The sequence below is a fragment of the Nocardioides sp. WG-D5 genome, assembly GCF_054031175.1.
In genome coordinates this window covers 4174628-4188449 of the sequence record NZ_CM132928.1, presented here as the reverse complement: position 1 = coordinate 4188449, position 13822 = coordinate 4174628, and the positions used below count along the sequence as shown (strand labels likewise).

Sequence of the window (13822 nt, the reverse complement as noted above, 5' to 3'; positions counted from 1 at the left end):
AAGGTTCAAACGTAGTGTCGATGCCGTTGCCGGTATCCCATACGAACAGGTGCATTCATGCCCTCGCACAGCATGCCCCCGAGCACGCATCGACGACGGATCGACCGACCTCCCCACGACTCCCGCAGGACCACCCGGTGGCGACGTACCGCCGTCGTCAGCGTCCTGGTCACCCTCATCACCGGGGGTGCGCTCTGGACGTTCGGACCGGCGACCGCTCACCCGGAGACGCTCAGCCTTCTCCCCGACGACGCGGTCCCGACGGTGCTGACGGATCCCGACTCCCGGCCGGTCGAGCTCGGGCTGCGGTTCCGGACCTCCCGGCCCGTCGAGGCGGTCGCGGTCCAGGTCTACCTGGGCCCGCACAACCACGGCCCGCACCCGGCGACCCTGTGGTCGGAAGGAGGCGTCCCGCTCGCCCGCGTCCAGGTCGGCGGCGCCGCCGGGGAGGGCCTGAAGGTCGCCGAGCTCGACCGGCCGATCCGTCTCGAGCCCGGCCGCTCCTACGTCGTCTCGTACACCGCACCCCGAGGTCATTACTCGACCGACGAGTACTTCTTCGACCGTTCGATCAGCAACGGTCCGCTGTCGGCCGGGACGAACGCGGGCGTCTACACCTACGAGCCGGGTGAGTTCCCGCGCTCGACGTACCGGGCCACCAACTACCAGGTCGACGTCGTCGTGCGGCCGACCGGCTCTGACGAGGAGCCGACGACCTCACCGTCGCCGTCCGGCAGCCCGACGCCGTCCGGCGCACCTCCCACCCTGAGCCCCAGCCCCTCGACGAGCGCCGGCCCGACCGCTCCGGCGAGCACGCCGACAGCCCCGTCGGCCTCCCCGAGCTCCCCGAGCAGCGCTCCGACGACCGCCGCCCCCTCGCCGACCTCCGCCCCTCCCTCCGGTGGCTTCCCGACCCGCGCCTCGGCCGGGCTGCCGGACGGCTGGCAGCCGAAGCGGTCGGTGACCGGGACGTACACGATCAACACACCGGGCGCCGTCGTCGAGGACCTGCGGGTCACGAACGGGACGATCAACGTCACCGCCAGGAACGTGACCCTGCGCCGGGTGCAGGCGGTCGGCTCGGTGATCGCCAACTACACCAGCGCCACCTGCGCGACCGGTCTCGTCATCGAGGACTCCGAGATCGTCCGCGGCGCGGCCCCGACGACGGACGAAGCGTGGCCGGCGGTCACCTCGGGCGGCTACACGGCCCGCAACGTCCTCATCGACGGCGTTCCGGAGGGCTTCCGTGCCCAGGGGAGGTCGGCGTGCGGCGGCGTCGGGATCTACGACTCCTACGTACGTGTCGTCTCCCCCGACGTCTGCACCGACTGGCACGGCGACGGCATCCAGGGCTACGGCGGCGGAGCGCTCACCGTCCGGAAGACGGTGATCGACTTCGTCGACACCAACAACTGTGGCGGCACCGCCCCGTTCTTCTACCCCGACCAGGACAACACCTCCGTCGACATCGACGGCCTGGTCGTGAGCGGCGGCGGCTACCCGTTCCGGCTGGGCACGCCGGGCAGCGTGAGGAACCTGTACGTGGTCGACCGGAGCTGGGTCTTCGGGCCGCTCGACGTCCGGTGCAGCCTGATCACCCAGTGGCAGGCGGCGACCGCGACGCTGAACTCCGCCGGCCAGCCGGTCGTGGTGCGCAACCTGCCCTGCACGACCTGAGCGGGGCGGGTCACCCGGGACGTACGCTCTGCGACACCTCGCCCCGGGCGCCGGTGCGCACCTCGGTGCGCACCTCGGTGCGCTCCGGTGGCGCCGTGAGCACCAGCCGGGTGACCGCGCTCCCCAGCCCGAGCACCAGGAAGATGGTGCCCATCGTCATCGGGAAGGCGAACGCGTCGAAGAAGGCCAGTCCGGCGAAGCCGGCGGCCGCGGCACCGATGAGCGAGATGACCAGGTCGCGCGTCTTCGGGTCCTCGCAGGCGCGATAGACCCGGGCGAGCTGGATGAACGTCGCGATCACGAAGGCCGCGAACAGGAGCACGCCGACGATCCCGATGCTCACCATCATCTGCAGGTACTGGTTGTCGAAGATGCGGTACTTCGGCAGGAACGTCCCCAGCCCCCGCCCGAAGAACGGGTTGCGGTCGACGAAGAACCAGGCCACCCCGTAGCTGTCGGTGCGGGAGGTGACGCTGGGGTCCTGCTCGGCGCCGACGAACATGCCGGTCACCGAGTTGATGATCCGCGGCGCGGCCAGGAACACCAGCGACAGACCGCCGACCGCGAGCCCCAGCACCAGCCCGCGCTGCTTGCGCGACCAGCCGATCATGCAGACCATCACCGCGATGGCCGCACCGAGGTAGGCCGACCGGCTCGAGGAGGCCGCGATGACCATGCAGATCAGCATGACCGGGGCCCAGCGTACGAGCGGGTTGAGGTTGCGGTGGTGGAAGCCGACGTGGAGCGCGACCGGCAGCAGCATGCCCATGAGCGTGCCGTACTCGATCGGGCTCAGGGCCGTCCCGGCAGGACGTACGAGGCCGTTGCGCATCGCCAGCTCGACGGTCGTCATCGGGGTCAGGACCGGGATCGAGATCCGGTCGACGAAGACCTGCCGGGCGAAGAACTGGGCCAGGCCGAGGACCGCGAGGAAGCTGCCGCCCACGACCAGCCGCCACACCAGCACGTGGACCCTGGCGATGCTCGGGATGGCGTCGCCGGCCAGCAGCAGCGTGCCCACCCAGGAGACCATCGCCAGGATCGCGACGTCGGCCGGGCTCACCTCGTCGCGGCTGATCGGGCGCGACATCGCGATGACGTAGGTGATCCCGACGCTGAACAGGAACAGCCCCAGCATCAGCCGCATCGGTTGCCGGGGCCGGTTCTCCGGCAGCGGCCGCCCGATGCTCAGCAGCACCCAGATCGCGAAGCTGCCCAGGCCCATCAGCATCGAGACCGACCCGGCGCTGCCCAGCGGCCGGAAGACCAGCCACGAGGGGATCACGAAGACGGCGAACGTGTAGAGGCTCAGCCACGTCACCGCATCGACACCACGGCGTACGGCCATCGTTCCGGCCTCAGCCGTGGAGGCGCTGGACGACGTGGTCGTCGCGGTCGAGCCGGTCGTCCTGGTCGGCCCGGTCGTCCAGGTCGGGGTCGTCGTCGACGACGTCCTGGGCGGCCAGCGACGCGGCCCGCTCCTCGCGAGCCAAGCGGCGGCGCAGCGCGATCCCGTCGATCGCATAGATCAGCACCGCGGTCATCGCGATACCGAGCACGACCGCCATGATCCGGGCCCGCAGCGGCCCGCTGCCGTCGATCGCCGCCGTCTCGTCCAGCGCGAGCGGTCGCGAGCGCAGCCGGGCGTTGCCCTTCGCGTTGACCTCGTCCTGGAGACGGCCGAGCGTCTCCGGGATCGAGTCGGCGACGAAGTTGAGCGCCTCGATGGCGTTGGCCTCGCTGTCGGCACTCACGTCGATCGCGATCACCGGCCCCCGCGTCGACTCCTCCATCGAGACCGTGACCGCGGCGCCCGGGGTGACCTCCGCGATCGCCTCCTGCGCGGGCGCGCTGGTGTAGTAGGCGACCACGACCCGGGCCGGCAGGTCGAGCCCGCCGAGCCCCAGGAACGGGTTGCCACCGGGGCCGACCGCGTTCTTCGAGGGAAGCATCAGGACCAGGCCACGGGCGGTGTAGGACGGCGCCACGAAGGCCGATGCGCTCCAGCCGAGCACACCGGTCAGCAGGATGCCGACCACCGCGAGATACCAGCGCCGCCGGATCGCACCGACGAACTCCGACAACACCATGGCCACGAACGTACCCATCGTCGGGCGGCCCGAGCAGACCTCGCCGGGGTCCTACCCGATTTGGGCGATGACCCCGCTGACCTGCACGGACCTCGCCCCACCCGACCTAGCGTTCGGAGCATGGCGCTGTGGGACCTGCTGCGGGCGATGGTCCGGCGATGGCCGTTCGTCGTGGTCGGCGCGATCATCACGCTCGCCGTCGCCAACTACGCCGGCCAGGACCGGAGCATCTACTGGACGCGTACGGACCTGGTCTTCCTGGCGCCGAAGAACGCGCAGTACCCCAACGCGCTGCGGGCGACCTCCGAGGACCTGGTGATCACCGCCGGCGTGGTCGGCAAGCTCGTCACCGGCACCCGGCAGGTCCCGAAGTTCACGGCCACCGACGCGGGGCTGATCGGGATGGGCGTACGCGACGGGTGGACCGTCCGGCTGCCCGACACCGGCGGCCAGTGGGCGCCCAACTATGTCGACCAGTGGCTGATCATCGAGGTCGTCGGCCCGGACCCGGAGACCGTCCGGACCCGTAAGGAGCAGCTGGTCGAGGAGATGGCGGCCGCGCTGGACCGGGTGCAGGACGAGTACAAGGTGGCCCGCGCCTTCCGGATGACCACCAAGGAGGCGCCCGGCTCGACCGTCGTCTACCCCGTCGGCGGCAGCTCGCGGCGGGCCTTCGTCGTCTCCGGGATGCTCGGCGCCGCCGCGACCCTCTACCTGGTCGTACGCATCGACCCGATCCTGCTGCGGCGCCGTGAGCGCCGCGCCGAGACCCTCACGGAGCCCGACGTTGTCTGACGCCCGCCCGCACACCGCGCTCGCCTGGAGCATCGCGAACACCGCCGTGACGAAGCTCGGCACGATGGTCGTCGGCATCCTCGTCGCCCGGCTGCTCGGGCCGGAGAGCTACGGCACCTACGCCGTCGCTTTCCTCGCCCTGATGGCCGTGCTCAGCTTCAACGAGCTCGGGGTGAGCCTCGCGGTGGTGCGCTGGAAGGACGACCCGCGCGAGATCGCGCCGACGGTCACCACCATCTCGGTCGTCGCGAGCGTGCTCATCGCCGCCGGGATGGTGATCGGTGCCGGCCCCTACGCGCGGGCGATGGGCGAACCGGACGCGGCCGTGCTGGTGGCTCTCTTCGCCGTCCCGGTGGTGCTCAGCGGGATCACCGCGACCCCCGCGGCGCTGCTGCAGCGCAACCTGATGCAGGGCAAGCGGATGCTCATCGACCAGATGGCCACCCTCGTGGCGGTGCCGGTCATGCTCGGCCTCGCACTGGCCGGCGCGGGCCCGTTCTCGCTGGTTCTCGGGCATCTTCTGGGCGTGTGCGTGACCACCGTGATGTTCCTGCGGATGTCGCCGCTGCCGTGGCGCCTGGGGCTCTCCCGGTCGCACGCGGTCGCGCTGCTCCGCTTCGGCACGCCGCTCGCGGTGACCAGCATCCTGGTCTTCGCGGTGGGGTTCGCCGACCAGATCGTCATCGGCAGCGCGCTCGGCGCGACCGCGCTCGGGTTCTACGTGGTCGCCTTCAACCTCTCCAGCTGGCCGGTCACCATGCTGTCGCGGCCGTTGCGGCAGGTCACACCGGTGATCTTCTCCCGGCTGCAGCGCGACCCCGAGGGGATGCAGCACGCCTTCTCCCGGCTCTCCGCGCTGGTGCTGACCGTGACGCTCCCGGGCTGCTCGGCGCTGGCCGCGCTGGCACCGGAGGTGATCCGGCTGGTCTACGGTCAGGTCTGGCTGGCGGCTGCCGCGCCACTCCTCTGGCTCGGCGCGCTGGCCGTGCTGAGGATCTCCTTCGAGCTCGCCTACGACTTTCTGGTCATCGCCGGCTCGACGCGCAGCCTGATGACGATCCAGATCGTCTGGCTGGTCGCGCTGGTGCCGGCACTGCTCGCAGGGGCAGCCTGGGCCGGCGTGGGCGGGGTCGGTCTGGCCGCGTTCGCGGTGGGGCTCGTCGTCATCCTGCCGCTGCACCTCTTCTACCTCGCCCGGGCCGGGGTCGGGCTCGCCGGCCTCGCCGCCGGTGCCGCCCTGCCCGCCCTCGGCGCTGTCGCCGTCTGGGCGGCGGCGTTCGGGCTGCGGGCCGCACAGCCGTCGGTCTGGGTGACCTGCGTGGTCACCGGCCTGGTGCTCGCCGCCGTCTGGGCGGTGCTGCTGCGCCGACGCCGCGAGGACGTCCGCTGGTTCCGCTCCGGAGCCGGCTCCCCCACCGAGACCCCCACCGATCCCCGGAGCGAGGACGTGCATGTCTGACCGTCTCGACGACAACCACGCCACCCTGGAGGAGATGTACGCAGCCGCAGCAGCCGCCGGGAAGCGACGGCCGCAGCGCGCGGCCGCACTGGCCCAGGCTGCGGCGGAGTTCGCCTGGGGCAACCACACCGGCTGGTTCGCGTACGAGCCTCTCGAGCTGCTGCTGAGCGACCTCGGCGGCTCACTGCCCTCAGCGTCGTCGCCGGTCCGCGGGCCGCGCACGCTGCACGTCGTCACGCAGATGTACCAGAGCGGCGGCCACACCCAGATCATCGCCGGCTGGACCGACCAGCTCGCCGACCGCTCCCACGAGATCGTCGCCACCCGGCACATGACCTCGCCGGTGCCGGCCAAGATCCTCTCCCGGCTCGGGGACCGGGTCGGCCTGACCATGCTCGACACTGCGCCGGGGTCGCTGCTGCACCGCGCCGCGCGGCTGCGCGCGCTGGCCTCCACCGCCGATCTGGTGGTCTCCCACTGCCATCCCTTCGACGTCGTCCCCGCACTGGCGTTCGCCGACCGCCGCGGCCTGCCCCCGGTGGTCTACATCGACAACACCGACCACGTCTTCTGGGTCGGCGTGCGGGCCTACGACCGCATCGTCCACCTGCGCCGCAGCGGCCAGGATCTCGCCCTGCACCGCCGTGGCCTGCCGATGGCGCGGTCCCTGGTGCGCAACCGCCCGCTGGCCGTCCGGGGGCGGACCAAGCGGCGCGAGACGGCGAAGCCGCAGTGGCGCGTACCGGCCTCCGACGTGCTGGTCGTGACCGCGGCCGACGCGAGCAAGTTCAAGGGCGGCGACACCTACCTCGCGGCCGTCGAGGCCGCCGTGGCCGCCGAGCCCCGGCTGCAGTGGCGGGTCGCCGGCCCGGACCCGGAGTCGGAGCCGTGGGCGGGGCTGGCGCGGCGTACGTCAGGGCGGATCCAGGCCGTCGGCATGCTGTCCGACGTGGCCCCGCTCCACCACGCCGCCGACGTCTACCTCGACTCCTTCCCGTTCGCCGGGCTCACCTCGCTGCTGGAGTCGGGCGGCCTCGCCAACCCGGTGGTGACCTTCCGCGGGCACCGGCCCGCGTGCGCGGTGTGGGGCTCCGACTCCCCCGGGATCGACCACCTGATGCTGCGACCGAAGACCCCCGACCAGCTGCGCGACACCCTCATCGACCTCGTCCGCCGCCCGCGCGAGCGGGTCACCCGCGGCACCGCCACCGCCCAGGCGATCCTCGAGTGCCACACCGGCCCCGGCTGGGTCGCCGACGCCGAGTCGCTCTACCGGATGTCGCAACGGCTCGACGACGACCTGCTCGCCCCCGTCCGCGGCCGCGGCCACCTCGACCTGCTCACCGTCTCCGTCCAGGCGACCAACCCGTTCAGCCGCACCTCCGCCGACATCACCGCCGGTCTCCTCGGCGCGATGCCCCTCACCGACCGGATCTCGATGTGGCGCCAGACCCGCCGCGGCGGCGCCGGCCGCGTCCGCGACCTCGCCCCCGAGTGGGCCGCTGCGGCGGTGCGGTCGCGGTTGCGGCGCCGGCGTGACGTGATACCCGGCTGACCGGGTAACCCTGCCCCGAGCTCACCCCACGAAGAACGCCCGGTTGCGCGGCCGGCTCCACAGCGACGCGAGCACGGCAGGCTCGACGCCGACGAGGAGCCACAGGCCGGTGTCACGGGCGAGGCCGACGACGTAGGGCGCGGTCGTGGTGGCGGCGAGGGGGGCGATCTCCTCGGACCGCAGGCCGGAGACGAGCAGGAGCTCGCCGGGGGCGGTGGCGGCAACGGCGGCGACGACACCGGGCCAGCGGAGGGTGGCGGCGGAGAAGGGGACGCCGTTGCGCTCGAGGCCCTCGGCCTCACCGACGGTGCCGTCGCGGGAGGGGTCGACGACGCGGATCGAGGAGCTGCCGGCGAGGCGGGCGACGTCGTCGACGAGCAGCCGGATGTCGGCGAGCACCACCTGGCCACGAGCGGGCCGGGAGACCCGGCGGAGCGAGCGCGTCACCCGGCGGGCGCGGACCGACTCCCCCAGGAACCGACGCGCGCCACGGGCGCGCCGGACCGGCCAGGACGTGGCGCCGTGCTCACCGCCGACGATCCCGCAGGTCGTACGCACCGGCGCCAGGCCCGCGTAGGTGTGGCCGACGCTGCGGTGGGCGACGTCGAGGCGGGCGAGGTTGGTGGTCATGCTGTTGTGGGTCAGCGGGATGTCGACGGCGGCGGCACGACGGCCGGAGGCTCGCATCCGGAGGCAGTACTCGACGGCGTACGCGTGCCAGGCCAGGTCGGGCGACTCCGAGAGCGGCTCGCGCAGCACCTGGGACCGGGTGACCATGAAGAGCACCTCGTCGAGCGAGTCGACGTCGACCGGGATCGAGGTCGAGCGGCCGAGCGGGACGACCCGGTCACGCATCGCGCCGATGACCTCGCCGCGGTGGCTGACCCCGACGGCGCCCAGCACCCCGATCGCCGGGTCGGCGAGGAGGGTCGCGGCGGCGGCCTCGAGCGCGGGCAGCGAGTGCAGGTAGACGTCCTGGTGGACGAAGACGACGACCTCGTTGCGTGCCATCCGGGCGCCGTGGTTCAGCGCCGCGCCGGCGCTCGCGAAGTCGCCCGAGACGTTGTCGACGGGGATCACCTCGGTCTGCCGCGATGCGTCCGGGCCGGCCTTGACCGAGGCCTCCAGACACGACTCCAGCACCGCCGGGTCGTTGTAGACGCAGACGATCGATACCGGTGTACGCACCTCACCCATGCCTCACCGCCGCGGTGAGTACGTCGGCGACGTACTCCTGCTGTTCCGGGCTCAGGTGCGGGAACATCGGCAGCGACAGGATCGTGCCCGCCGCCCGCTCCGCGACCGGGAAGGAGCCCTCGCCGAACCCCAGCGAGGCGTACGCAGCCGTCAGATGCACCGGGAACGGATAGTGGATCCCGGCGCCGACGCCGGCGTCCAGCAGCGCCGACAGCACCCGGTCGCGGTCGGCGACCCGGACGACGTAGAGGTGCCAGACGTCGACGTTGCCCGGCGCGGACTCGGGCAGGCGGATGCCGGGGATGCCGTCGAGAAGACGGTGGTAGCGGTCGGCCGCCTGGCGGCGCAGCTCGTTCCACTTCTCCAGGCGGGCCAGCTTGGCGGAGAGCACGACGGCCTGGACGGTGTCGAGGCGGGAGTTCATCCCGGCGACCTCGTGGACGTACTTGGTCTCCGAGCCGTGCGCCGAGAGCAGCCGGACCATGCGGGCGATCTCCGGGTCGGAGGTCGTCACGGCACCCGCGTCGCCGGCGGCGCCGAGGTTCTTGCCCGGGTAGAAGCTGGTCGCGGCGACGGTGGTGAGCGAGCCGGCCGGACGGCCGTGGCGCCGGGCGCCCTGGGACTGCGCGGCGTCCTCGATCACCGCGATCCCCGCGGCCTCGGCGAGCGGGAGCAGCTGCTCCACGAACGCGGTCTGCCCGAACAGGTGCACCGGCGCGATCGCCTGCGTGCGGGGCGTGATCGCCCGCTCGACCGCGACCGGGTCGATCAGCAGGTGCGACTCGTCCACATCGACCGGGACGGGCACGGCGCCGATCCGGGTGGCCGCCTCGGCGGTCGCGATGAAGGTGTTCGCGGGCACGATCACCTCCCCGCCGGGCCGCACGCCGACGGCTCGCATGGCCAGCTCGAGCGCGTCGGTCCCGTTGCCGACGCCGACGCAGTGGTCGACGCCGACGTAGGCCGCGTAGGCGTTCTCGAAGGCGGTCACCTCGGGCCCGCCCACGAAGGCGGTGCGCTCGAAGACGCGGTCCAGCCCGAGGCGTACCTCGTCCTCTATCTCCGACTGCTGCGCCCCGAGGTCGACGAACGGCACCTTCACCAGATCAGCTCCTGACGTGAATTGAGACTGCGGGCGGGCACTCCGGCCCAGGTCTCCCCGGCGGGCAGGTCGTTGAGCAGGACCGCTCCCATGCCGAGGACGGAGTCGGCTCCGACGGTGGTGCGCTGACGCACCGAGGAGCTCATCCCGAGATAGGCGGCCTCGCCGATCACGACCTCGCCGCCGAGGGTGACCCCGGCGCAGAGGGTGGCGTAGTCGCCGACGATGTCGTCGTGGGTGAGGACGACGTTGGGCATCACCACGACATGGCGCCCGACGCGTACGCCGGCGGTCAGCACGACCCCGGCGAGCAGCACGGTGCCGGCGCCGAGCTCGCAGCCCGTCGGTACGGACGCCGAGGGGTGGACGACGGTCGCGTAGCGCTCCGGTGCGACCCCGTAGCCGCTCAGCCGCTCGGCGAGGCGACGACGCGTCGCGCCCGCCCCGGCACAGAGCACCAGGTCAGCACCGCAGTCGGCGACGACCTCGACCGGGCCGATCACCTTGGCCCCGCCGGCACCGTCGACGGAGCCGATCACCTCGCCCCAGCGCTCGCGGTTGTCGTCGACGGCGACGATCTCGTCGTAGCGGAACTCGTTGGACGCGGCCGCCGCGGCGACCTCGCCCGCCAACCCGCTCGCGGCGACGAGAACGAGCGCGGTCATCGACGTTCCCCCCGGAGTACGTCGATGACCCGCGCCTGCTCCGAGTCCGATATCTGGTGGAAGAGCGGCAGGATGAGGGTGGTGTCGGTGAGGTGCTCGGTGACCGGGAGGCTGACACCCGAGGAGGCGTACGCAGGCTGCCGGTGCGCCGCCATGATCCCGCGCCGCGCGGAGATCCCGGCCTCGGCCAGAGCGCTCAGCAGCCCCTCTCGGTCCAGGCCGTACGCCGAGCCGCGTTGTATCGAGCTTGTCGAGATGACCTCGATCCAGAACGACTGGAAGTTGCAGGTCCCCCAGGCCGGGTCCGCGACCGCGCGCAGCCCCTCGATCTCGGCGACCGCCTTCGCGTAGACCGCGGCGAGCTCACGGCGGCGGGCGACCACCTCCGGCAGCCGGGAGAGCTGCACCAGGCCGACCGCGGCCTGCAGGTCGGTCATCCGGAAGTTGAAGCCGACCTCGTCGTAGGACTCCGGCGGCGAGACCAGGCTGGCGTGGCGATCGGCGGCCGAGACGCTCATCGCGTGCTCCCGCAGCTTCCGTGCCCGCGCGGCCCAGTCCTCCCGCGAGGTGGTGAGCATCCCGCCCTCGCCGGTGGTGAGGATCTTGCGCGGGTGGAAGGACCAGGCCGCGATCTCGGCGCCGGCGCCGACGGGGCGGCCGCGGTAGGTCGAACCGGCCCCGCAGGCCGCGTCCTCGATCACCACGATGCCGAGCGGGTCGCAGACCTCCCGGATCGCGTCCAGGTCGACCGGCACCCCGCCCTGGTCGACGACGATCACCGCCGTGGTCCGTGGCGTGAGCGCCTCCCGAACCGTCTCCGCGGTGAGGTTCCCGGTCACCGCCGAGACGTCGGCGAAGACCGGCCTCGCACCGAGGTAGACCACCGCGTTGGCGGTCGCGATGAAGGAGAAGGACGGGACGACGACGTCGTCCCCGGGACGTACTCCGGCGACGACCAGCGCCAGCTGGAGCGCCGTCGTGCAGCTCGAGGTGGCGACGGCGTGATCGGCCTGCTGCGAGGCCGCGAAGCGGCGCTCGAACTCCGCCACGCGCGGCCCCTGGGCGACCCAGCCGGAGCGGAGCACCTCGGTGACCGCGGCGATCTCCTCCTCGCCCAGCCAGGGCTGCATCACGTTGATCCGACTCACGACGGACCGCCCTGCAGAGCCCGCCCGGCCGCGATCTCGGAGCGCAGCGGTCGCCACCACTCCACCAGCTGCCGCAGCCCCTCCTCGAGCCCGATCGTGGGCGTCCAGCCCAGGTCCTCGCGGGCCGCGGAGATCGAGGCGAGCCGGCGGGTGACCCCGTTGACCGCACGCTCGGGCCCGTGCTCGACCTGCAGGCCGGAGGCGCCCATCACCCGCAGCAGCGCCTCGGCCAGCTCGAGCAGCGAGGTCTCGGTGCCGGAGGCGATGTTGTAGACGCCCTCGGTCACGTCGGAGGCGGCCGCGAGGATGTTGGCGCGGGCGATGTCGGGGACGCAGACGAAGTCCATCGTCTGCCGGCCGTCGCCGAAGATCAGCGGCGGCTGGCCGTCGGCGATCCGCTCCATCCAGCGCACCAGCACCTCGGTGTAGGCGCCGTGCACGTCCATCCGCGGCCCGTAGACGTTGAAGTAGCGCAGCCCGACGTAGTCGAGCCCGTACATCGCCCGGAAGGACCGCACCAGCCCCTCGTTGTAGGACTTCGCGGCGCCGTAGAGGGTGTCGTTGTTGTTGTGGTGGTGACCCTCGGGCGTCGGGAACTCCCCGGCCAGGCCGAAGACCGAGGCGGAGGACGCGTAGACCAGCTTCGAGACGCCCGCGGAGACCGCGGCCTCGACGACGTTGAAGGTGCCGTCGACCAGCACCTCGTTGGCCAGCCGCGGCTCCTCGGCGCACAGCGTGATCCGGATGGCGGCCTGGTGGAAGACCAGGTCCTTGCCGGCGGTGAGGTCGCCGACGAGGTCGCGGTCACGGATGTCGCCCTCGACGAGCGTGACCCGGCCGGAGGCGAGCGCGTCGTCGAGGTTGGCCTTGCGGCCCCGGATCAGGTTGTCGAGGACGTCGACGTGCGCGACCCCTTCGTCGAGGAGCTGGTCCACGATGGTGGAGGCGATCGTGCCCGCACCTCCGGTGACCAGGACGTTCGCACCGTGCAGAGAAGTCATCGGATCAGCTCCAGGGAAGGGGTCTCGGCGGCCACCTCGACGAGGGCGCCACGGGCTCGGAGGCTGGTCTGGGCCGCCTCCAGGACGGAGAGGACACGGAGCCCGGCGGCCCCGTCGGTGACCGGCGCACGCCCGCCCCGGATCGCCTCGGCGAACTCGCCGACCATCCGGGAGAGCGCCTCGTACTCGGGCAGCGCCGGCGCCCAGGTGTCACCCAGGCGGTAGGAGATCGTCGCGGCGGCGCGGTCGGCGATGTCGACGCTCTGCTGGACCAGGTCGACGCCGCGGTCGAAGACGCTGAGCCGTTGCTGGGGGTTGAGGTCGTCCCAGACCAACGTACGCCGGCTCCCGCCGATCACCATCTGCCTGATCTTGGTGGGGCTGAGCCAGTTGACGTGGACGTGGGCCATCGCCCCGCCCTCCAGCGGCAGGGTGAGATAGCCGACGCACGCCTTCCCGGCACCCAGCGGGTCGGAGCCCTGGGCGGCCACGCCGGTGGGGCGCAGCCCACCCGGCAGGACGAAGTCGAGGATCGAGAGGTCGTGCGGGGCCAGGTCCCAGAAGACGTCGACGTCGGGCTGCACCAGGCCGAGGTTGATCCGCACCGAGTCGACGAACAGGATCTCGCCGAGAGAGCCGTCCTCGACCAGCTCGCGGATCTTCTGCACGACCGGCGTGTAGCAGTAGGTGTGGTCGGCCATCAGCACGAGACCGTTGGCCCGCGCGGCCTCGACCATGCTCCGTCCCGACTCCACGTCGTCGGCCAGCGGCTTCTCGACCAGCACGTGCTTCCCGGCGCGCAGCGCCCGCTCCACCAGCCCTCGGTGCGTCCGGGCGGGGGTGGCGATCGCGACCGCGTCCACGTCCTCGCGTGCGAGCACCTCGTCGAGGTCGGTCGTGGCCAGCACGTCGGAGCCGCCCCCGATCACCTCCTGGGCCCGCTCGAGGTCCAGGTCGACCACCGCGACCAGCGACCAGTCCCGTGCGTTCCGGAAGTTGCGGACCAGGTTCGGTCCCCAGTAACCGGCCCCGACCACTGCCACGCCGAGCGGTTCCCCATCAGTCATGTCGACCATGAAATCGGCGTGGGGCGAGGCTCCGAAGAGCCTCGCCCCACCTATCCCCCCAAT

12 protein-coding genes are annotated in these 13822 nt (G+C 72.3%); 4 read left to right on the top strand and 8 right to left on the bottom strand.

Annotated elements, in window-relative coordinates:
* Positions 1 to 57: 57 nt before the first annotated feature.
* Positions 58 to 1680 carry a DUF4082 domain-containing protein gene (locus ACWZJV_RS20225; protein ID WP_457178190.1) on the top strand — a complete coding sequence of 541 codons (1623 nt, stop codon included), beginning with the start codon at positions 58 to 60 and terminating at the stop codon, positions 1678 to 1680.
* A gap of 10 nt (positions 1681 to 1690) precedes the next feature.
* Here ACWZJV_RS20225 and ACWZJV_RS20220 read toward each other — a convergent pair whose 3' ends face one another.
* Entirely contained in the window at positions 1691 to 3028 is a 1338-nt protein-coding gene (locus tag ACWZJV_RS20220) for an O-antigen ligase family protein (protein ID WP_008363593.1), read from the bottom strand.
* Between the two features lie 10 nt (positions 3029 to 3038).
* Positions 3039 to 3770: a hypothetical protein gene (locus tag ACWZJV_RS20215; RefSeq protein WP_457178188.1), complete on the bottom strand. Its 732-nt coding sequence runs from the start codon at positions 3768 to 3770 to the stop codon at positions 3039 to 3041.
* A 120-nt stretch (positions 3771 to 3890) separates the two neighbouring features.
* On the opposite strand from ACWZJV_RS20215, the gene ACWZJV_RS20210 reads away from it, so the two are divergent.
* The 3 genes from ACWZJV_RS20210 to ACWZJV_RS20200 are packed head-to-tail and all read left to right on the top strand — an operon-like array spanning position 3891 to position 7579.
* On the top strand, positions 3891 to 4565 hold the full coding sequence (locus tag ACWZJV_RS20210) for a hypothetical protein (RefSeq protein WP_008363589.1): 675 nt from the start codon (positions 3891 to 3893) through the stop codon (positions 4563 to 4565).
* Positions 4558 to 6024, top strand: coding sequence for an oligosaccharide flippase family protein (locus tag ACWZJV_RS20205; protein WP_457178186.1), 1467 nt, complete (start codon positions 4558 to 4560; stop codon positions 6022 to 6024). Before ACWZJV_RS20210 ends, ACWZJV_RS20205 begins: the two co-directional genes overlap by 8 nt.
* The gene (locus tag ACWZJV_RS20200; RefSeq protein ID WP_457178184.1) at positions 6017 to 7579 is read left to right on the top strand and encodes a hypothetical protein; all 1563 of its coding nucleotides are present in this window, start codon (positions 6017 to 6019) and stop codon (positions 7577 to 7579) included. Before ACWZJV_RS20205 ends, ACWZJV_RS20200 begins: the two co-directional genes overlap by 8 nt.
* 21 nt (positions 7580 to 7600) lie before the next feature.
* On the opposite strand, the gene ACWZJV_RS20195 is transcribed toward ACWZJV_RS20200, so the two are convergent.
* Genes ACWZJV_RS20195 through ACWZJV_RS20170 form a run of 6 tightly spaced genes read right to left on the bottom strand, consistent with a single transcriptional unit; the run spans position 7601 to position 13759 of the window.
* Complete coding sequence (locus ACWZJV_RS20195; RefSeq protein ID WP_457178182.1) at positions 7601 to 8767, bottom strand: glycosyltransferase; 1167 nt, start codon at positions 8765 to 8767, stop codon at positions 7601 to 7603.
* A 1-nt stretch (position 8768) separates the two neighbouring features.
* Positions 8769 to 9878 carry a DegT/DnrJ/EryC1/StrS family aminotransferase gene (locus ACWZJV_RS20190; RefSeq protein ID WP_457178180.1) on the bottom strand — a complete coding sequence of 370 codons (1110 nt, stop codon included), beginning with the start codon at positions 9876 to 9878 and terminating at the stop codon, positions 8769 to 8771.
* Positions 9875 to 10543 carry a DapH/DapD/GlmU-related protein gene (locus ACWZJV_RS20185; RefSeq protein WP_457178178.1) on the bottom strand — a complete coding sequence of 223 codons (669 nt, stop codon included), beginning with the start codon at positions 10541 to 10543 and terminating at the stop codon, positions 9875 to 9877. The genes ACWZJV_RS20190 and ACWZJV_RS20185 overlap by 4 nt, the downstream gene beginning before the upstream one ends.
* Positions 10540 to 11691 carry a DegT/DnrJ/EryC1/StrS family aminotransferase gene (locus ACWZJV_RS20180; RefSeq protein WP_457178176.1) on the bottom strand — a complete coding sequence of 384 codons (1152 nt, stop codon included), beginning with the start codon at positions 11689 to 11691 and terminating at the stop codon, positions 10540 to 10542. Before ACWZJV_RS20180 ends, ACWZJV_RS20185 begins: the two co-directional genes overlap by 4 nt.
* Positions 11688 to 12692, bottom strand: coding sequence for an NAD-dependent epimerase/dehydratase family protein (locus ACWZJV_RS20175; protein WP_457178174.1), 1005 nt, complete (start codon positions 12690 to 12692; stop codon positions 11688 to 11690). Before ACWZJV_RS20175 ends, ACWZJV_RS20180 begins: the two co-directional genes overlap by 4 nt.
* On the bottom strand, positions 12689 to 13759 hold the full coding sequence (locus tag ACWZJV_RS20170; RefSeq protein WP_196875313.1) for a Gfo/Idh/MocA family protein: 1071 nt from the start codon (positions 13757 to 13759) through the stop codon (positions 12689 to 12691). Before ACWZJV_RS20170 ends, ACWZJV_RS20175 begins: the two co-directional genes overlap by 4 nt.
* Positions 13760 to 13822: the final 63 nt, after the last annotated feature.

Excerpts from the sequence above, each read along its gene's own strand:
- ACWZJV_RS20170 (WP_196875313.1), bottom strand. The coding sequence starts at position 13,759 with ATGACTGATGGGGAACCGCTCGGCGTGGCAGTGGTCGGGGCCGGTTAC.
- ACWZJV_RS20210 (WP_008363589.1), top strand. The coding sequence starts at position 3,891 with ATGGCGCTGTGGGACCTGCTGCGGGCGATGGTCCGGCGATGGCCGTTC.
- ACWZJV_RS20225 (WP_457178190.1), top strand. The coding sequence starts at position 58 with ATGCCCTCGCACAGCATGCCCCCGAGCACGCATCGACGACGGATCGAC.
- ACWZJV_RS20185 (WP_457178178.1), bottom strand. The coding sequence starts at position 10,543 with ATGACCGCGCTCGTTCTCGTCGCCGCGAGCGGGTTGGCGGGCGAGGTC.
- ACWZJV_RS20220 (WP_008363593.1), bottom strand. The coding sequence starts at position 3,028 with ATGGCCGTACGCCGTGGTGTCGATGCGGTGACGTGGCTGAGCCTCTAC.
- ACWZJV_RS20215 (WP_457178188.1), bottom strand. The coding sequence starts at position 3,770 with ATGGTGTTGTCGGAGTTCGTCGGTGCGATCCGGCGGCGCTGGTATCTC.
- ACWZJV_RS20175 (WP_457178174.1), bottom strand. The coding sequence starts at position 12,692 with ATGACTTCTCTGCACGGTGCGAACGTCCTGGTCACCGGAGGTGCGGGC.
- ACWZJV_RS20200 (WP_457178184.1), top strand. The coding sequence starts at position 6,017 with ATGTCTGACCGTCTCGACGACAACCACGCCACCCTGGAGGAGATGTAC.